We start from the raw sequence: 17,467 nt of genomic DNA, 5'->3' as shown, positions 1-17,467 counted from the left end.
ACCTACCGATTCGAAAAGCATCGCGGGCAAGCCTTGCTCCCACGGGGTCAAGTGTGATCCCTGTGGGAGCAAGGCTTGCCCGCGATGAGGCCATCAAAACCAATGGAGATTCCGGGTCAACCTGTCAGGTCGCATCCGCATGACTGACCACACCCTTGATCACCACCGCCGCCGTTGCCACAGCGGCCGGAATCACCAGCGCCGTCAGCACCTGCTCGAAATTCCAGCCCAGTCCCAGCAATGTTGCCCCCATCCAGGCACCAAGGATGGCGCCGAAACGACCAATCCCGAGCATCCACGACACGCCCGTGGCACGCCCCTGGGTCGGGTAAAACCGTGCCGCCAACGAGGGCATCGCCGATTGCGCGCCGTTGACGCACATCCCGGCCACCAGCACCAGGGTAGCCAGCAGCGTGATGCTGCCCAGACTCTGCCCCACCGCGTAGGCAAACACCCCGGCCAGCAGGTAGAAAGTGCCGATCACCTTGTGCGGATTGAAGCGGTCCATGGCCCAGCCGACACCCACCGCACTCAACACCCCGCCGAACTGGAACAGCGCGCCGATGAACGCGGCCTGCTCCATGCTTGCGCCACTGTCGCGCATCAGGGTCGGCAGCCAACTGGTCAGCAGGTAAACAATCACCAGGCCCATGAAATAGGTCAGCCACAGCAACAAGGTGCCGACGCTGTAGGTGCCGGAGAAGACCACGGCGAACACGTTGCGGGCCTTAACGGTTTTCTGTTCCGGCACGCTGAACGCGGAGGCCTGAGCCACCACGGCCGGGTCGATGGGTGCCAGGGTTTTGCGCACTTTGTCGGTGCCACGGTTACGCACGACAAGAAAGCGCGCCGATTCCGGCAGCCAGAGCAGCAGGACGACGCCAAGGATCAACGGCAAGATCCCGCCGATCAGCAGCAGACTGTGCCAGCCGAACGCCGGGATCAGCTTGGCGGAAATGAAACCACCGCCGGCCATGCCGAGGTTGAACCCGCAGAACATGCTGGTCACCAGCAAGGATTTCTTGCGCTCCGGGGTGTACTCGGACAGCAGTGTGGTGGCGTTCGGCATGCCGGCGCCCAGCCCCAGGCCGGTGAGGAAGCGCAACACCAGCAACTGATCGACGCTGGTGCTGTAGGCCGAGGCCAGGCTGAACGCGCCGAACAGCAACACGGCGCCGACCAGTACGACTTTTCGCCCGAAACGGTCAGCCAAAGGGCCTGAGCCCAGTGCGCCGAAGACCATGCCGATCAGCGCGGCACTCATCACCGGGCCGAGGCTGGCGCGGTCGATGCCCCAGTCCTGCGACAGGGCCGGGGCGATGAAGCCCATGGCCGCGGTATCGAGGCCATCGAGGAACACAATCAGAAAACACAGGATCACGACACGCCACTGGTAGCGTGAAATGGGTTGAGCATTGATGAAGGACTGTACGTCGAGGACGTTTCCTACAGCAGACTGAGGCTGGTTCATTATTTTTATTCCATGCGGTACGCAGTCGAACAGGTGCCAGCCGATGCTGGCGCAGCCGCGACAGTATTAACCCGCAGGAAATTGCGTCAATTCACCGAAAACGACTCCGGGCGATTATCGAACAGCTTAGGCAAACAGCTGCGCACTGAGGTCGCGACTGGCACTCAACAGGCCGGGAAGGAAGCGCTGCTCCAGCTCGTTGCGGCTGACCCGCCCCGCGTGGGTGCTGACGTTGAGGGCCGCGACCACTTGACCTGAGGCGTCGTACACCGGCACGGCAATCGAACGCAGGCCTTGTTCCAGTTCCTGATCGACGATGCACCAACCCTGTCTGCGGACTTCCTGCAGGCATTCGAGCAGGGCCTCGGGGGTGTGCAGTGTGCGGCTGGTCTTGGCTTGCAGGTCGGCGTGGTCGAGGTATTCCTGAAGCGAAGTGTCGTCCAGCGCGGCCAGCAGAATCCGGCCCATCGATGTGCAGTAGGCCGGCAGGCGCCCGCCCACCGAGAGATCGACCGAGATCAGGCGCTGGGTGGTCGCGGAACGGGCGATGTACAAGATGTCATCCCCTTCCAGGGTGGCCATGTTGCAGGCTTCGTGCAGTTGTTCGCTCATGCGGTCCAGATAAGGCTGGGCCGATACCGCCAATGGCGTCGAGGAGACGTAGGCATGACCGAGGGTCAGCACTTTGGGCAGCAGTGAATAGGTGCGGCCGTCCGTGGTGGCGTAACCGAGTTTGATCAGGGTATGCAGGCAACGCCGTACGGCGGCGCGGGGAATTTCCGTGCGGTGGCTGATCTGGGCGATGGTCAGGTGGCGCTTGCGCTCCTGGAAGGCTTGCACCACCGCCAGACCGCGTGCCAGCGAGGTCATGAAGTCCGGGTCGCCGGTCAGCGCCTGAATCCGCTTGGCAGGCGATGCCACGATCGGTGGCGCCACGGAGGCGAAGGAGTTGCGCAGTTGATCATTCATTTAAGGTCCTTTCCTGTACGGATCTGCGACTATTACAGGCGTCACGGCCCCCGCAAACAAGCCCGGCCAGGCGACATTGGGCGATTATCGAACGCTCGACCGATAATCGCAACCGCTCGCCTTCACCACTGGGTGACCAGCGCCAGTTAATATGTGCTTCTCTATATCTATCCGCGCAAGCCGGATGATGATTTAAGGTCGATGTAGTTGCCTAAGTTGTTCGACTTAATGGCGTCAGAAATGCATCGCTGCGCAATGACCTCAGCCATTCGCTAGTTGCCGCTAAACTTGCGGGCAACAAAACATTCACGCTGCAATATCCACTTTTAAGTGTTTGGCGATAGAGTTCTGTGAATCGCTCGCTATAATGCAAATCAGTAGCCCGGTGTTTCTTCATTCACCGATGCCGCTACTCGGTGGCGCGACATTGCAAAGCCTGCGCGCTCGCCAAAAAAGGAAACTGATGCTACGTCAGCTATTTATCTCTGGTGCCGTAGCCGCCTGCAACATGGACGTATTGATCACCCTGTCGCAAACGATGCCTGCATGGGCGTTGTCCTCTTGTCGAGCGTGATCAATACATTGAGCGCAGCGCGTTTCACCAGAATTTATCTCAACTCAATCAGGTAGCACTGTGACGAAAGACGAACTGCGCGCGGAACTTGAGCGCCAGGAACAACGTTACAAGGAAGTTTACGGCGGGGAAGTCACCACCTACGCCGCCCAACCCGAACCGGAACGCAAACCCTGGCGCAAGCGCGCCACCGTTCAGGATCAGGTTTTCAAGCAGGAACTGGAAAAAATGGAAAAGGAACTCAAAGCCGAAGAGCCATGACTGCTCCGGCTTGATGCCTTCCAGGGTCTGTTTTTACCTCCGTTAAAAGCGGGAAGTATTGATGTTGCCTTTTGCGCCCGCCATGAGCGGGCAGCAGCTACCTTGCCCATCTGACAGGGTACGAGGCTCATTTCTGACCCTCCTTTCAGAAATTTCATACAAGCCTCCAAACCGACCTTTCACGCAGGCGCAACCCTTGCGCCACCAGTGTTTGCGAGGAAATTCAATGACTTGCAAACCCCGAAAAACCGCCAGATTCGAGGGTGCAACCGCAAGAAAATTCATTGAAGAATGTTACCGATGAGCAGCTAGTGCATCGATTCACTGTCTTTTCTGGCATAATCGCGCCCCCTTATGACCGGGTCAGAAAACCTTCATGATCGATTTATTCAGCGGACTGGATGCTTGGGTGCTTGTGAGCCTCTTGCTCGCCCTGGCTTTTGTTCTCGCCTTTGAGTTCATCAATGGATTTCATGACACCGCTAACGCGGTCGCCACTGTTATCTACACCAAAGCCATGCCGCCGCATCTGGCGGTGTTCTTTTCCGGCGTGTTCAATTTCCTCGGCGTGCTGCTGGGCGGCGTTGGCGTGGCGTATGCCATCGTTCACCTGCTGCCGGTAGAACTGCTGATAAACGTCAATACCGGCCATGGTCTGGCAATGGTCTTCTCGTTGCTCGCCGCGGCCATCACCTGGAACCTGGGCACCTGGTACTTCGGTATCCCGGCTTCGAGCTCCCACACGCTGATCGGTTCGATCCTCGGCGTGGGCCTGGCCAACGCCCTGATCAACGACATTCCACTGGCCGACGGGGTGAACTGGCAGAAAGCGATCGACATCGCCATGTCGCTGGTGTTCTCGCCAATGGCAGGTTTCCTGGTCGCCGCCCTGGTACTGATCGGTCTTAAATGGTGGCGACCGCTGTCGAAGATGCACAAGACGCCGGAACAGCGCCGCAGTGTCGACGACAAGAAGCATCCGCCGTTCTGGAACCGCCTGGTACTGGTGATCTCGGCCATGGCCGTGAGCTTCGTGCACGGTTCCAACGATGGCCAGAAAGGTATCGGCCTGATCATGCTGGTCCTGATCGGTATCGTGCCAGCGCAGTTCGTACTCGACCTGAACAGCACCACCTACCAGATCGAACGCACCCGCGATGCGACCCTGCACTTGAGCCAGTTCTACAAGCGCAATGCCGACTCCCTGGGCGAATTCCTGGCCCTGGGCAAGAGTGTGGAAGGCGATTTGCCGGAGAAATTCCGTTGCAACCCGCAGCAGACCGAACCGACCATCAATGCCTTGCTCGGCACCCTGAAGGGCGTTGCGGATTACCACTCGCTGCCGTCGGAAAGCCGTATCGAAGTGCGTCGCTACCTGCTGTGCCTGGATGACACCGCGAAGAAAGTCGCCAAGCTGCCAGGCCTCGCCGCCCGCGAAAAGGCCGACCTGGACAAGCTGCGTAAAGACCTGACCACCACCACCGAATACGCGCCATTCTGGGTGATTCTGGCGGTGGCCCTGGCCCTCGGCCTGGGCACCATGATCGGTTGGAAACGCGTGGTCCTGACCATCGGCGAGAAGATCGGCAAGCAAGGCATGACCTACGCCCAGGGCATGTCCGCGCAGATCACCGCCGCGTGCATGATCGGCCTGGCCAACATCTTCAGCCTGCCGGTGTCCACCACCCACGTGCTGTCTTCGGGCGTGGCCGGGACCATGGTCGCCAACAAGAGCGGCCTGCAAGGCGGCACTGTCAGAACCATCCTGCTGGCCTGGGTTCTGACCCTGCCCGCCACCGTAGCCCTGTCGGCCGGCCTGTTCTGGCTGGCGTCGAAGGCGCTGGGTAGCTGATAAATAGTTGAACTAAAAAGGCGCGCTCCGTGAGGACCGCGCCTTTTTTATTAGCGTAGAAATCGCTGACAACCCAACTCCTGTAGGAGCAGCCGGTCGACGCTCGATTGCTCGCGATAGGGCCATAACATTCAGCATCCATGTTGAATGTTAAACCGCTATCGCGAGCAAGCTCGGCTCCTACAGTTGTTTTGTGTACCTGCCAGAAATCGCAGGCAAAAAAAAGGGCAACCGAAGTTGCCCAAAATGCCTTGCGTGCTCATTACATCTGATAAGAACTACGGTTTGCCCCGCTTGTGCGAGTCCTTCCAGATAAAAACTCCAAGTCCTGCAAAAAACATCAGCATGAGGCTGACGGTCAGCACTCCGGCGATCACCACGTTGTCGAAAAACATGACGCGTCTCCTGCGGTTGCCTTGTTGCGATGGAGCTAAGTTAACCAATCGCGCAGGAGAAAATATTGACCGGGATCAATGTTGCCCGGGACCGGGCTTAAAGAAGGGGAAAAACTGACCTGCATCATTCGATGCAGGGAGGGATGCAGGGATGCAGGGATGCAGGGATGCAGGGAAGAGATCAGCGCTTTTTCGGCTTGTTCTTTGACTTGTTCTTCGGTTTTTTCTTCGCAGTGCCCAACGGCATGGCCTGCTCGAACGCCTGGCGCACTTCGTTAAGGCGTTTTTCGTTGAGGTCATGGACACGCTTGGCGCGTTCGGCGTTGAGGTCGATCAGCTTGTCGTCTTGGCTCATGGCGTTCAGTGCATCGCTTGGAATGAAATTCAGCTGCCCCGTCATCGGGCAGCACTGCGCCAATAATGCGGTCTGACGACGACGCTGACCAGACGCGACTTCAAATCTCGATATCGACCCACAACCCCTGGCGCGGCTGATCTTCCATCAATGGCGCAACCGGCACGGTGTTGTCGGCATTGAGCTCAGTGCCGGGAATCGCCAGGTGGGCTTCGGGATCCTCATCGGCTTCGCGACGGCGACGCTCGCGCTCCTGCTTTTTACGTTGCTCTTCGCGCAACAGCAGGACGGCGTCTTCAGGATCGCGATTTCTCAGGTCGATGGTGCTGTCGGTGGAACTCTCCTGCATCGGCACCACAGGTGCGATGTCCGGGCGCGGGCGAATCGGATCGTGCTGGGAAGTGACCGGCACGGCACTCAGGGGGAGCATCGGTGGCAGCATAATTTTTGGTCTCCTGTCGGCAGGATGTCGGCTGCGGCGCAGGCGACTTGAGCCATCGGTCGCAAACTGTGACCCATTTGGCACTCTACAAGATGTCACCGACTACGATCACTTGAGGTCTTTTCGAGCAAAAGACCGCCCTCTACAGCGGCGGCGGCACAGGTATTCCTTTGGTCTTAAGACCTGTTCCGTTAACATAGCCCGCTTTTTCAAGGTGGGAGTCAGGCAGCATGGCGCAGCAGTATCAACCGGGGCAACGCTGGATCAGTGACAGCGAAGCGGAGTTGGGTTTGGGCACCGTCCTGGCACAGGACGGGCGCTTGTTGACCGTGCTCTACCCGGCCACTGGCGACACCCGCCAGTACGCGCTACGGAATGCGCCCCTCACCCGTGTGCGGTTTTCACCGGGTGACACCATCACCCACTTCGAAGGCTGGAAACTGACCGTTCGCGAAGTCGATGACATGGACGGCCTGCTGGTTTACCACGGCCTCAATGCACAGAACGAAGTTGTCACCCTGCCGGAAACCCAACTGTCGAACTTCATCCAGTTCCGTCTGGCCAGCGACCGCCTGTTCGCCGGGCAGATCGATCCGCTGGCCTGGTTCTCCCTGCGCTACCACACGCTGGAACACACCAGCCGCCAGCTTCAGTCTTCCCTGTGGGGCCTGGGTGGCGTGCGTGCACAACCGATCGCGCACCAATTGCACATCGCCCGGGAAGTGGCTGACCGTATCGCACCACGGGTTCTGCTGGCGGACGAAGTGGGCCTGGGCAAAACCATCGAGGCCGGTCTGGTCATCCATCGCCAGCTGCTGTCGGGTCGCGCCAATCGCGTGCTGATCCTGGTACCGGAAAACCTCCAGCACCAGTGGCTGGTGGAAATGCGCCGCCGCTTCAACCTGCAAGTCGCGCTGTTCGACGAGGAGCGTTTCATCGAAAGCGATGCCTCCAACCCGTTCGAAGACACCCAACTGGCACTGGTTGCGCTGGAGTGGCTGGTGGACGACGAAAAGGCCCAGGATGCGCTGTTCGCAGCCGGTTGGGACTTGCTGGTGGTCGACGAAGCCCACCACCTGGTGTGGCACGAAGATCAGGTCAGCCCTGAATACTCGCTGGTCGAGCAACTCGCCGAGACGATCCCTGGCGTGCTGCTGCTGACCGCAACCCCGGAACAACTGGGCCAGGACAGCCACTTCGCTCGTCTGCGCCTGCTCGATCCGAATCGCTTCCACGACCTGAACGCCTTCCGTGCCGAAAGCGAAAACTATCGTCCGGTCGCCGAGGCTGTTCAGGAGTTGCTGGAAAAGGGCCGCCTGTCGCCGCAAGCCCACCAGACCATCAACGGTTTCCTCGGCAACGAAGGCGAAGCCTTGCTGGCCGCGGTCAACGACGGCGACACCGAAGCCAGCGCCCGCCTTGTGCGCGAACTGTTGGACCGTCACGGCACCGGTCGCGTGCTGTTCCGTAATACCCGCGCCGCGGTGCAGGGTTTCCCGGAGCGCAAACTGCACCCGTACCCGCTGCCGTGCCCGGACGAATACCTCGAACTGCCGTTGGGCGATCACGCCGAGCTGTACCCGGAGGTCAGCTTCCAGGCCCAGCCGGACGCCAGTGAAGAAGAGCGCTGGTGGAAATTCGACCCGCGTGTCGAATGGCTGATCGACCAGCTGAAAATGCTCAAGCGCACCAAAGTGCTGGTGATCTGCGCCCACGCCGAAACCGCCATGGACCTGGAAGACGCCCTGCGCGTACGCTCCGGCATCCCGGCCACGGTGTTCCACGAGGGCATGAACATCCTTGAGCGTGACCGCGCCGCCGCGTACTTCGCCGACGAAGAATTTGGCGCGCAAGTGCTGATCTGTTCGGAAATCGGCAGTGAAGGCCGCAACTTCCAGTTCTCCCATCACCTGGTGCTGTTCGACCTGCCGTCCCACCCGGACCTGCTCGAGCAGCGTATCGGTCGCCTGGACCGGATCGGCCAGAAGCACACCATCCAATTGCACGTGCCGTACCTGGAAACCAGCCCGCAAGAGCGTCTGTTCCAGTGGTACCACGAAGCGCTGAACGCCTTCCTCAACACCTGCCCGACCGGCAACGCCCTGCAGCATCAGTTCGGCCCACGCCTGCTGCCGCTGCTGGAAGAGGCCGACGACGGTGAGTGGCAAGCGCTGATCAACGAAGCGCGCACCGAGCGCGAGCGTCTGGAAGCCGAGCTGCACACCGGTCGCGACCGCCTGCTGGAACTCAATTCGGGCGGCGCGGGCGAAGGTGATGCGCTGGTGGAAGCGATTCTCGAGCAAGATGACCAGTTCGCCCTGCCGATCTACATGGAAACCCTGTTCGATGCGTTCGGTATCGACAGCGAGGACCATTCGGAAAACGCCCTGATCCTCAAGCCGAGCGAAAAAATGCTCGACGCCAGCTTCCCGCTGGGCGACGACGAAGGCGTGACCATCACCTACGACCGCAACCAGGCGCTGTCCCGCGAAGACATGCAGTTCATCACCTGGGAACACCCGATGGTGCAGGGCGGCATGGACCTGGTGCTGTCCGGCTCCATGGGCAACACCGCCGTGGCGCTGATCAAGAACAAGGCGCTCAAGCCCGGCACGGTGTTGCTGGAACTGCTCTACGTCAGCGAAGTGGTCGCCCCACGCTCGCTGCAACTGGGTCGTTACCTGCCGCCAGCCGCCCTGCGCTGCCTGCTCGACGCCAACGGCAACGACCTGTCGGCCCGTGTCGCGTTTGAAACCTTGAACGATCAACTCGAAAGCGTGCCGCGCGCCAGCGCCAACAAATTCATCCAGGCCCAACGCGATCAACTGACGCCTCGGATCAACGCCGGCGAAGACAAAGTCTTCCCGCGTCATGCCGAGCGCGTGGCGGAAGCACAACGTCGTCTGGCTGCCGATACCGATGAGGAACTGGCACGCCTGACCGCGTTGCAAGCGGTCAACCCGACGGTTCGTGACAGCGAACTGGTCGCCCTGCGCAAACAACGCGAGCAAGGTTTGGCCATGCTCGACAAGGCGGCGCTGCGACTGGAAGCGATTCGGGTGTTGGTGGCGGGTTAAGCCCCCTGCTCCACCGCTAAAAAAGAAGGCCCGCAGTGATGCGGGCCTTTTTGTTTGCTTGAGTTTTGTGTTGCTGAAGTTGGCCTCATCGCGAGCAGGCTCGCTCCTACATTTGAACGTCAGTGCATGCAAAATCCCTGTAGGAGCGAGCCTGCTCGCGATAGCAATCAAGCAGTCGCTGCAGTTCTCTCAGGCTCAACCACAACCCCCAACCCATCCTTCATCCGCTTCGCATCCCGCACAAAACACCGCGACGCCAGCACCAGAAACACCATGGTGAAAAACAGCGCCACCGGAATCAGGTACATCGCGTCATGCAGGCCGACCGCCTTGAACGCCTCGGTCATTTGCTCGGCACCCGCCGCCAACATGGCGGTGTGCGCAAAGTGATCGGACAAGGCGCCGACTACCACCGGCCCCAGCCCACCACCCAACAGGTACAAGCCGGCAAAGAACAACGCCATGGCCGTGGCCCGCAGACGTGGTTCGACCACATCCTGCATCGCCGTATAAACGCAGGTGTAGAAGTTGTACGCAAACAGCCAGCCCAGACTGAACACCGCGACAAACACGCCAATCTCGATCCGCCCTGAATGCAGCGCCCATGCCGTGCACAAGGTGGAAATGATCAGGCTGAAGGCGGCAAACAGCAGGCGGCCGTTGGCGACGCGCTGGTGAATCTTGTCCGCAATCCATCCCCCCAACGTCAGGCCCACCAAGCCGGTCACACCGACGATGACCCCGGTCGCGACTGCAGCCTCCTGCAACGGCAACAGGAAATAGCGCTGCAGCATCGGCACCAGGAATGAGTTGCAGGCATAGGTGGCGAAGTTGAAGCACAACCCGGCCAGCACCAGCCAGAGGAACGTCGGTACCGCCAGGACACGGCGGATCGGCCGGTCGACCTTCTCCTGTGACACCTGCACACTCTCGGCGGCACCGCGCTTGGGTTCCTTGATGTAAAACATGAAGATCGCCAGGATCAGCCCCGGCACGGCAGCAATAAAGAACGGCGCACGCCAGCTGTCGAACGCCTTGACCATCGCGCCGATGGTGAAAAACGCCAGCAACAGCCCCAGTGGCAAGCCGAGCATGAAGATCCCCATGGCCCGCGCCCGGCGATGGGCCGGAAACAGATCGCCGATCAGCGAATTGGCGGCTGGCGCGTAGCTGGCTTCACCAATGCCGATGCCCATGCGCACGATCAGGAAGCTCCAGAAACTGCCCACCATGCCATTGACAGCCGTCAGCCCGCTCCACGCCGCCAATCCCCAGCCCATCAACTTGCTGCGCGAGCCGGTATCGGCCATCCGCCCCAGAGGCAGGCCGGCAATCGCGTAGACAATGGTGAATGCAGTACCGATGATCCCCAGCTGAAAGTCGCTGAGGTGCCATTCCATGCGGATCGGTTCGATGATGATGGCGGGAATGGTGCGGTCGAAAAAGTTGAACAGATTGGCCAGGAACAACAGGAACAGAATGCGCCAGGCATTCGCCGCTTGGGTCGAGTTCTGCATGGGTCCGTCTCTTTTATTGTTATTGGGGCGTCGTTTCCCCGGAATCTGCAATCTAGACAGGCCCGTCGCAACTGTCTGTCATTATTCGCCCGGCTGATATCAGCCCATGGCGAACGTTCGCCCAAGCACACCCGTGAAGTCCAATGTTCTTCCGTGCGCAGCGGTGGTTGTGACCGCACGTCCAGCCGTTGAAAAATACCTCTCTACCCCCCTTTCCAAGCCGCTGGCGAAGCCTAGAATAGCGGCCTTGTCAGCCCCCCGGCCTCCCCACTCCTCCTTAGATAATTACCCATGTCCGAAGTCAGTCCGTGTCTGAATTGCGGTGCCTGCTGTTCCTTCTTTCGCGTGTCATTTTTTTGGGGTGAATGCGCCTCATCCGGCGGAACCGTGCCCGATGAGCTTGTCGAGCAAATCACCCCCAGCCGGGTGGCGATGCTGGGTACCAACTGCAAATCCCCACGCTGCACCAGCCTGGAGGGGGAAGTGGGAAGCGAAGTGAAATGCACGATTTATGAGCAACGCTCGACCCCTTGTCGGGAATTCGAGGCCTCCTGGGTCGATGGTCAGGTCAATACCGACTGTGACGCGGCACGCGCGGCATTCGGTTTGCCGCCTCTGGAGCCCACCGCAGCCGTTGTTGAGCAACTAAGCGCCTGATTCTTAGCACCGAACGCTATAGGGTTAATAACAAATTTATTGACCCTAAAGTGCCATCACCTCTTGCAGCCTGTGCACGCCCTCTATACTCCAAGGCACTCTCCGGTGTCCTTGCGCCGGTCAAGGCAACAAGACGGGGCATGTTATGGAGTGGCTGGGTCTGCATTTCATTGCTGGGCTGCCAGAGGGCGGACAGGTCATTCTCAATTGCATGCATGACCCTTTTCTCGTTCTACTGGCTTTTCTGGTCGCCTGTGCCGGCAGTTTCGCGACGCTGGACATGGCGGAGCGGGTCGCACACGCGGAAAAACCCGCGTCCCGCCGACTCTGGCGCTGGGTCGGTGCCGGATGCCTGGCCGGTGGCATCTGGGCCATGCATTTCATCGGCATGCTGGCCTTTCAGGCCCCTATCAACATCCACTACCAACTGCCTGTCACCCTTGCCTCCCTGTTCATCGCCCTGCTCGCTGCACGGCTGGCGATGCAAACCCTCAGTCGCCCGGCCCTGAACTTCCGGCATTGCCTGAAAGCTTCGATCTGGGTCGGCCTGGGCATCGCCACCATGCATTACGTCGGCATGTCCGCGCTGCGCTCGCAGGCGGTCGTCTACTACCAACCTGTCCTGTTCGCCCTGTCCATCGTGATTGCGATTGGCGCCAGCCTGGCGGCACTGCTGTTGTCGAGCTACCTGCGCAACGGCACCGGCATGTTTCATCAACTGCTCAAGTACTGCGCCAGCCTGGTCCTGGGCGCCGGCATTGTCAGCATGCACTTCACCGGGATGGCGGCCTTCGATCTGGTGCTGCCAGCGGGCAGCGTCCTGACGCAGCCTGCGGAAAACAATCACTTTCAACTGGGCCTGACGGTCGCAGTCATGGCCCTGCTGATCATTGGCAGCAGCATCAGTGCGGCGCTGGCAGACAAGAAGCTGCAACACAAGGAAAACGACCTGCAACGGGTCAATTCATTGCTCAGTCAGCTGGATCAGGCCCGCGCATCCCTGCAACAGGTGGCGCACTTCGATCCGCTGACCAACCTCATCAACCGCCGTGGTTTCAACCAACTCTTCGCCGAAAAGCTCATCGAGAAGACCCACACCGGCGGCATGCTGGCGGTGCTGTTTCTCGACATCGACCATTTCAAGCGCATCAATGACAGCCTCGGACACGATGCCGGCGACGAACTGCTCAAAGTGCTCGCCGGCCACATCAAAAGCTCGCTGCGCAGCCACGAAGATGTGGTGGCGCGCTTCGGCGGCGACGAATTCTGCATGCTGATCAACCTGCATGATCGCGAAGAGGCGCGCCAACTGGCCCAGAACATCATGTTGAAAATGAAGGAGCCGATCGAGCTGGCCGGGCGGCGCATGGTCATGACCACCAGCATCGGCATCAGCCTGTTTCCCGAGGATGGCAAGACCTGCGATGAATTGCTGAAAAATGCCGACCTGGCCCTGTATCAGTCCAAGGGCAGTGGTCGTAACGGCTTGAATTTCTTCAGCGCCAACCTCAAGGCCCGCGCCACGCTGGAGCTGCAACTGGAAGAAGAACTGCGCCATGCCCTGCGCGAAGGCGCGGGTCTGATGCTCTATTACCAGCCGATCTACGACCTGAAAACCGGCGAAGTCAGCAAGCTGGAAGCCTTGATTCGCTGGCAACATCCGGTACACGGATTCCTCGCTCCCGACCGTTTCATCCCCCTGGCCGAAGCCAATGGCCTGATCAGCGAACTGGACAACTGGGTCCTGCGCAAGGCCTGCGAAGACCTGGGCGAGTTATCGCGCCAGGGTTGCGAGACAATGAAAATCGCCGTGAACTGCTCGCCCCTGAGCCTGGCCCGGGTTGAACTGGCGGGTGAAATCGAGCAGGTATTGCGCAGCACCGGAGTGACACCGCAACGGCTGGAACTGGAGGTTACGGAAAATGCGCTGATGGGCAATATCGCCGATACCCTGGAGTTGCTGCAGCAGATTCGTGCCCTGGGCGTAGCGCTCTCTATCGATGACTTCGGCACGGGATATTCGTCCCTGGCCTACCTCAAGCGCCTGCCACTCAACACGCTGAAAATCGACCGCTCGTTCATTCAGGACATCCCCAAATCAACCCAGGACATGGAGATCGTCCAGGCGATCATTGCCATGGCCCATACCCTGCACCTGCAAGTGGTGACCGAGGGCGTCGAAACCTTCGAGCAATACCAGTTTCTCGAAAGCCACGACTGCGATTTCGCCCAAGGCTACCTGCTCAGCCGCCCTGTGCCGCTGGCCGAACTACATCCAGTGCTGAACGAGATCAATCAGCGCAAGAACCGCTACACCCTCACTTCGCTGAGTCTGGTTCACGGTACATCCGCACTAATGTAGAAGGATCCTTTTCCAGATACCCCTGAGCACCGTGCAGTCGCATCAGTTGCGCCGCCAGGCCGCTGACCGGCGTCGCCGAACCCTGTTCGCGAGAAAACTTCACGGCTGTATCCAGATCCTTGAGCAAGGTTCGCACGTGCCACTTCACCGGCTCGAAACGACTTTCGGCCATCTGCGGGGCGAGGATCTGCAAGGGCTTGGAGTCGGCAAAGCCACCGGCCAGCGCCTCGGCGATCAGACTGGCATCGACTCCGGAACGCTCCGCCAGCGCCACCACTTCGGCAATCACCAGCGCGTTGCAGGCCACGATCATCTGATTGCAAGCCTTGGTCACCTGCCCCGCCCCGACCGCGCCCATGTGCGTCACCCGCTGTCCCAGGCTCGACAGAACGGGTTTCACTCGCTCAAGATCCACTGCATCGCCGCCGACCATGATCGCCAGACTGCCCGCCTCGGCACCGACCACGCCACCGGACACCGGCGCATCGAGCCAGCCCATACCGGTTTTACTGTGCAGCTCTGCTGCCATTTCCCGCGTCGCGGTGGGTTCAAGGCTGGAGAAATCCACCAGCAACTGGCCGCTTTTCGCGCCCTCGGCAATCCCCGTCGCACCAAACACCACCTCGCGCACCACCGAGGTGTCCGCCAGGCACAGCATCACCACGTCGGCGTGCTGGCACAGTTCGGCCGGGATGGCGACCTGGCGGGCACCGGCTTCGACCAGTGCCGCGCACTTGGCCGGATTACGGTTCCACACCGTCAGCGGATAACCCGCGGCCAGCAGACGCCGGCACATCGGCAGCCCCATCAGACCGATTCCGGCAAACCCCAACGAAGGTAGCGTTGACATCATTTCGCCTCTTTTTGATTAAAGATCGCCGAATACTGGCCGATTCAACATGACTAGAAAAGGATTTCCCCGAGCGATGCCCAGGCTGTGCCCCTGACGCTCGGACCCAATACGCGCTGATAAAAGACGCGAGTTCTCATTCCGTGACGGTACGACGACAACCTGTCGTTCGACCAAAACAGCCCAGGTAGATGGCGAACAATGACTTCCAAAAATAATCCGGCCACTGCGGTTTCCGACCTGACCTTGAGCCCCGCGGCAAACACTCCTGTCTCGCCGAAGCCATTGCTCCCCTCCCGCCCGTTGGCCACCCAGCAATATCTCTATTTCACCGAGACCAACACCGATCGCATCCTCGACAACCTCGACGGCCTGCGCGACATGGTGTTCCCGCGCCCGCCGCACCTGGAAGGCGACAACGAGCAGCACAACGACCAGGAATTCCCGTCGGTGTGCCTGATCGGCCTGGGCCGCTGCGGTTCGAATATCGCGCTGGATGTCGCGGAGCTGGTGTACAACGCGCGCAAGTTCTACCTCAACGAGTTCAACAACGAAGACCGCCTGTCGCCGGACAAACGCTTTGCCGAAAAGGGCTACAGCCCCGCGCAGTGGATCCGCAACAACCTGCGACTGATGCCGAACAAGGCCACCAAACCTGTGTTCCTGGTCGAGCCGCTGGTCATGCTTGGCGACCTGGACAAAGACATCGCCGGTCGCATCCGCTTCTCGCGCAAGGGCGAAAAGAGCGGTTTCCTGCGCGACTACAGCAAAATGAAAATCATGGACTTGTCGGAAGTCCACGCCGGTGGTGCCGGTAACGCGCCGATCCTCGGCCAATACCTGGCCAAGATCATCCTGAACAAGGACACCCAGCGTTTCTCCAGCCCCGACTGGAAGATGATTCACTCGTACCTGATCGACAGCTGCGGCATCAAGGCCAACCAGTCGCGCCTGTACTTCTCGATCTTCAGTGCCGGTGGCGGTACCGGTTCGGGCATGGCTTCGGAGTTCGGCCTGGCCCAGCAGCACTCGTACATGAACAAGACGTTCGACACCAAGCCGATGGACGAGCACGACAGCAAAAGCGGCCACTCCTTCGTCTTCGAACCGATCTTCACCAGCGGCATCTGCGTGCTGCCGAACATTTCCGATCATCGCAGCGAAATGTCCGAAGCACTGCACATCAACGCCGGTCGCCTGCTGTGCAAATACCTGTCGGAAGAGTGGGACTTCTCCTACAACTTCGCCAACGAAGACAGCAGCGAAGCCAGTGTCATGGGTCGCATCCGCCCGTGGAACGCGATGATGCTGATTTCCAACGACATCATGCGTTACGCCGAAGAGAACGATGACGGCAACATCCAGAACATTGATGTCAATGCCATGGAAAAGCACGCCAACCAGTACATCTCGCAGCAGATCTTCAACATTCTGACAGCGCAGGCGGTCACGACTGACTACGACCAGAACTATTTCCGTCGTGCCGGCATCGACATCGGCGAAACCATTCGCCTGGACGCCAACGACCTGTTCATGAGTCTGGCCGGCCCGGTGGCGATTGCCTACGCCGAATCCGTGGTCCCGGAAACCCCGGCGCCGACCAGCGACAAGTTCAAGGTGTTCGACAAAGAACCACAGCGCCTGAACATCGACGATCTGTTCTTCCGCTCCATCGACCTGCCGCACTTCAACAAGGTGACCCAGGCCATCGAAGGCATCAGCCTGCTGCCGATCGAGTCCAAGCGCTACCGCGCATCGCTGGAGCAGTACAAGAACTCGGGTTACGACGCTGCGGCGCTGCACGACCTGCACTTCTTCAAGAACTGCTCGTCGGTGGTGTCGATCGTGTCCCTGCCCAAGGACTACAAGCTGTCCTACATGGACCTGAACCGGCTGAAGACCCACCTCAACAGCCTGTTCCCCAACACCACGCTCAAGCGTTATGCACTGGTGATCGGTGCCTCGGCCAACCTGTCGCTGACCACCCTGATCGCCAAGAGCCCGTGCCTGTCGGATGACTTCCTGACCCTGATCGTGGCCTTCATCAAGCGCTGCTTTGCCCGTAACCCGTACCGTTTCGATGACACCCTGGATCACTCGATCCTCGACTTCATCATCAACGAGGAATTCGATGAAGCACGCATCGACGATCTGCTCAACGAGTTCGAAAACCCGGCCAAGATCCTCGATACCAACTGGTACGCGATCAAGCCGATGTACGAAAAGAAATACCGCGAGCTGATCAACGACAAGGACAAGTTCGTCTCGATCAACGACATCCGCCTGTCCCGGGATTGCGTGAAGAAAGCGATCAAATACCTGCGCGAGATCTACCGTCATCGCATTGGCAAGACCAAGGTTATTTCGCTGAATAACCATACGGGCAAGACCTACTCGGCCTGACATGGGACCGAGTCGCCGCTGATCGCGAGCAGGCTCGCTCCTACAGGGTTCCAGGGTGTTCACAATTCTGTGTTCACCCGACCACTGTGGGAGCGAGCCTGCTCGCGATGGCAATCTCGGATTCAACACAAGTTAAACATCCAGAAACAATCAAGCAGCCCTCAGGCTGCCCGTTCAACTGTTCCCGTTACGTTTACGTCACCGTGAGGCTGTGGCCTTTCTCTACGGCAACGTGCCATCACGCTACTCGGCTACACACTTTTAGCCGCGAGCGATGCGCAC

At 59.7% G+C, this 17,467-nt stretch carries 13 protein-coding genes; 6 read left to right on the top strand and 7 right to left on the bottom strand.

Annotation, left to right across the window (positions count from 1 at the left end):
- Positions 1 to 124: 124 nt before the first annotated feature.
- Both DKY63_RS26175 and pcaR read right to left on the bottom strand, forming a co-directional pair.
- Entirely contained in the window at positions 125 to 1,471 is a 1,347-nt protein-coding gene (locus DKY63_RS26175) for an MFS transporter (RefSeq protein ID WP_110966769.1), read from the bottom strand.
- A gap of 126 nt (positions 1,472 to 1,597) precedes the next feature.
- Entirely contained in the window at positions 1,598 to 2,440 is an 843-nt protein-coding gene (pcaR, locus tag DKY63_RS26170) for a pca regulon transcriptional regulator PcaR (protein ID WP_110966768.1), read from the bottom strand.
- A gap of 634 nt (positions 2,441 to 3,074) precedes the next feature.
- Here pcaR and DKY63_RS26165 point away from each other — a divergent pair.
- Both DKY63_RS26165 and DKY63_RS26160 read left to right on the top strand, forming a co-directional pair.
- The gene (locus DKY63_RS26165) at positions 3,075 to 3,275 is read left to right on the top strand and encodes a hypothetical protein (protein ID WP_008056863.1); all 201 of its coding nucleotides are present in this window, start codon (positions 3,075 to 3,077) and stop codon (positions 3,273 to 3,275) included.
- Positions 3,276 to 3,651: 376 nt separating this feature from the next.
- Positions 3,652 to 5,127 carry an inorganic phosphate transporter gene (locus tag DKY63_RS26160; RefSeq protein WP_110966767.1) on the top strand — a complete coding sequence of 492 codons (1,476 nt, stop codon included), beginning with the start codon at positions 3,652 to 3,654 and terminating at the stop codon, positions 5,125 to 5,127.
- Between the two features lie 278 nt (positions 5,128 to 5,405).
- Here the strand turns inward: DKY63_RS26160 and ccoM are convergent, their stop codons facing one another.
- The 3 genes from ccoM to DKY63_RS26150 all read right to left on the bottom strand — a co-directional run bounded on the left by ccoM (position 5,406) and on the right by DKY63_RS26150 (position 6,319).
- Positions 5,406 to 5,522, bottom strand: coding sequence for a cytochrome c oxidase subunit CcoM (gene ccoM, locus DKY63_RS32965; RefSeq protein ID WP_343327505.1), 117 nt, complete (start codon positions 5,520 to 5,522; stop codon positions 5,406 to 5,408).
- A 181-nt stretch (positions 5,523 to 5,703) separates the two neighbouring features.
- A complete protein-coding gene (locus DKY63_RS32430) occupies positions 5,704 to 5,877 on the bottom strand; it encodes a hypothetical protein (RefSeq protein WP_204354259.1) in 174 nt (57 codons plus the stop codon).
- A gap of 100 nt (positions 5,878 to 5,977) precedes the next feature.
- Positions 5,978 to 6,319 carry an aspartate-semialdehyde dehydrogenase gene (locus DKY63_RS26150; protein WP_110966765.1) on the bottom strand — a complete coding sequence of 114 codons (342 nt, stop codon included), beginning with the start codon at positions 6,317 to 6,319 and terminating at the stop codon, positions 5,978 to 5,980.
- Positions 6,320 to 6,549: 230 nt separating this feature from the next.
- Between DKY63_RS26150 and rapA the strand changes: the two genes are divergently transcribed.
- Positions 6,550 to 9,396 carry an RNA polymerase-associated protein RapA gene (rapA, locus tag DKY63_RS26145; RefSeq protein ID WP_110966764.1) on the top strand — a complete coding sequence of 949 codons (2,847 nt, stop codon included), beginning with the start codon at positions 6,550 to 6,552 and terminating at the stop codon, positions 9,394 to 9,396.
- 167 nt (positions 9,397 to 9,563) lie between these two features.
- Here the strand turns inward: rapA and DKY63_RS26140 are convergent, their stop codons facing one another.
- The gene (locus DKY63_RS26140; RefSeq protein ID WP_110966763.1) at positions 9,564 to 10,913 is read right to left on the bottom strand and encodes a spinster family MFS transporter; all 1,350 of its coding nucleotides are present in this window, start codon (positions 10,911 to 10,913) and stop codon (positions 9,564 to 9,566) included.
- 291 nt (positions 10,914 to 11,204) lie between these two features.
- Here DKY63_RS26140 and DKY63_RS26135 point away from each other — a divergent pair, with 291 nt between their 5' ends.
- Together DKY63_RS26135 and DKY63_RS26130 are read left to right on the top strand one after the other, a co-directional pair.
- The gene (locus tag DKY63_RS26135) at positions 11,205 to 11,570 is read left to right on the top strand and encodes a YkgJ family cysteine cluster protein (RefSeq protein ID WP_110966762.1); all 366 of its coding nucleotides are present in this window, start codon (positions 11,205 to 11,207) and stop codon (positions 11,568 to 11,570) included.
- Between the two features lie 145 nt (positions 11,571 to 11,715).
- Positions 11,716 to 13,932: a putative bifunctional diguanylate cyclase/phosphodiesterase gene (locus DKY63_RS26130; protein WP_110966761.1), complete on the top strand. Its 2,217-nt coding sequence runs from the start codon at positions 11,716 to 11,718 to the stop codon at positions 13,930 to 13,932.
- Here the strand turns inward: DKY63_RS26130 and DKY63_RS26125 are convergent.
- Complete coding sequence (locus tag DKY63_RS26125) at positions 13,889 to 14,785, bottom strand: NAD(P)-dependent oxidoreductase (protein ID WP_110966760.1); 897 nt, start codon at positions 14,783 to 14,785, stop codon at positions 13,889 to 13,891. The two genes, DKY63_RS26130 and DKY63_RS26125, sit on opposite strands and share 44 nt — an antisense overlap.
- Positions 14,786 to 14,983: 198 nt before the next feature.
- Here DKY63_RS26125 and DKY63_RS26120 point away from each other — a divergent pair, with 198 nt between their 5' ends.
- On the top strand, positions 14,984 to 17,185 hold the full coding sequence (locus tag DKY63_RS26120) for a hypothetical protein (RefSeq protein ID WP_110966759.1): 2,202 nt from the start codon (positions 14,984 to 14,986) through the stop codon (positions 17,183 to 17,185).
- Positions 17,186 to 17,467 lie beyond the last annotated feature (282 nt).

It is taken from the genome of Pseudomonas putida (genome assembly GCF_003228315.1).
GTDB classification, from domain to species: Bacteria; Pseudomonadota; Gammaproteobacteria; order Pseudomonadales; family Pseudomonadaceae; genus Aquipseudomonas; species Aquipseudomonas putida_S.
The sequence above is the reverse complement of the archived record's forward strand: the minus strand, read 5'-3'. Positions and strand labels throughout refer to the sequence as shown.

Excerpts from the sequence above, each read along its gene's own strand:
- DKY63_RS26130 (WP_110966761.1), top strand. The coding sequence starts at position 11,716 with ATGGAGTGGCTGGGTCTGCATTTCATTGCTGGGCTGCCAGAGGGCGGA.
- pcaR (WP_110966768.1), bottom strand. The coding sequence starts at position 2,440 with ATGAATGATCAACTGCGCAACTCCTTCGCCTCCGTGGCGCCACCGATC.
- rapA (WP_110966764.1), top strand. The coding sequence starts at position 6,550 with ATGGCGCAGCAGTATCAACCGGGGCAACGCTGGATCAGTGACAGCGAA.
- DKY63_RS26140 (WP_110966763.1), bottom strand. The coding sequence starts at position 10,913 with ATGCAGAACTCGACCCAAGCGGCGAATGCCTGGCGCATTCTGTTCCTG.
- DKY63_RS26160 (WP_110966767.1), top strand. The coding sequence starts at position 3,652 with ATGATCGATTTATTCAGCGGACTGGATGCTTGGGTGCTTGTGAGCCTC.
- DKY63_RS26120 (WP_110966759.1), top strand. The coding sequence starts at position 14,984 with ATGACTTCCAAAAATAATCCGGCCACTGCGGTTTCCGACCTGACCTTG.
- DKY63_RS26175 (WP_110966769.1), bottom strand. The coding sequence starts at position 1,471 with ATGAACCAGCCTCAGTCTGCTGTAGGAAACGTCCTCGACGTACAGTCC.
- ccoM (WP_343327505.1), bottom strand. The coding sequence starts at position 5,522 with ATGTTTTTCGACAACGTGGTGATCGCCGGAGTGCTGACCGTCAGCCTC.
- DKY63_RS26125 (WP_110966760.1), bottom strand. The coding sequence starts at position 14,785 with ATGATGTCAACGCTACCTTCGTTGGGGTTTGCCGGAATCGGTCTGATG.
- DKY63_RS26150 (WP_110966765.1), bottom strand. The coding sequence starts at position 6,319 with ATGCTGCCACCGATGCTCCCCCTGAGTGCCGTGCCGGTCACTTCCCAG.
- DKY63_RS32430 (WP_204354259.1), bottom strand. The coding sequence starts at position 5,877 with ATGAGCCAAGACGACAAGCTGATCGACCTCAACGCCGAACGCGCCAAG.
- DKY63_RS26135 (WP_110966762.1), top strand. The coding sequence starts at position 11,205 with ATGTCCGAAGTCAGTCCGTGTCTGAATTGCGGTGCCTGCTGTTCCTTC.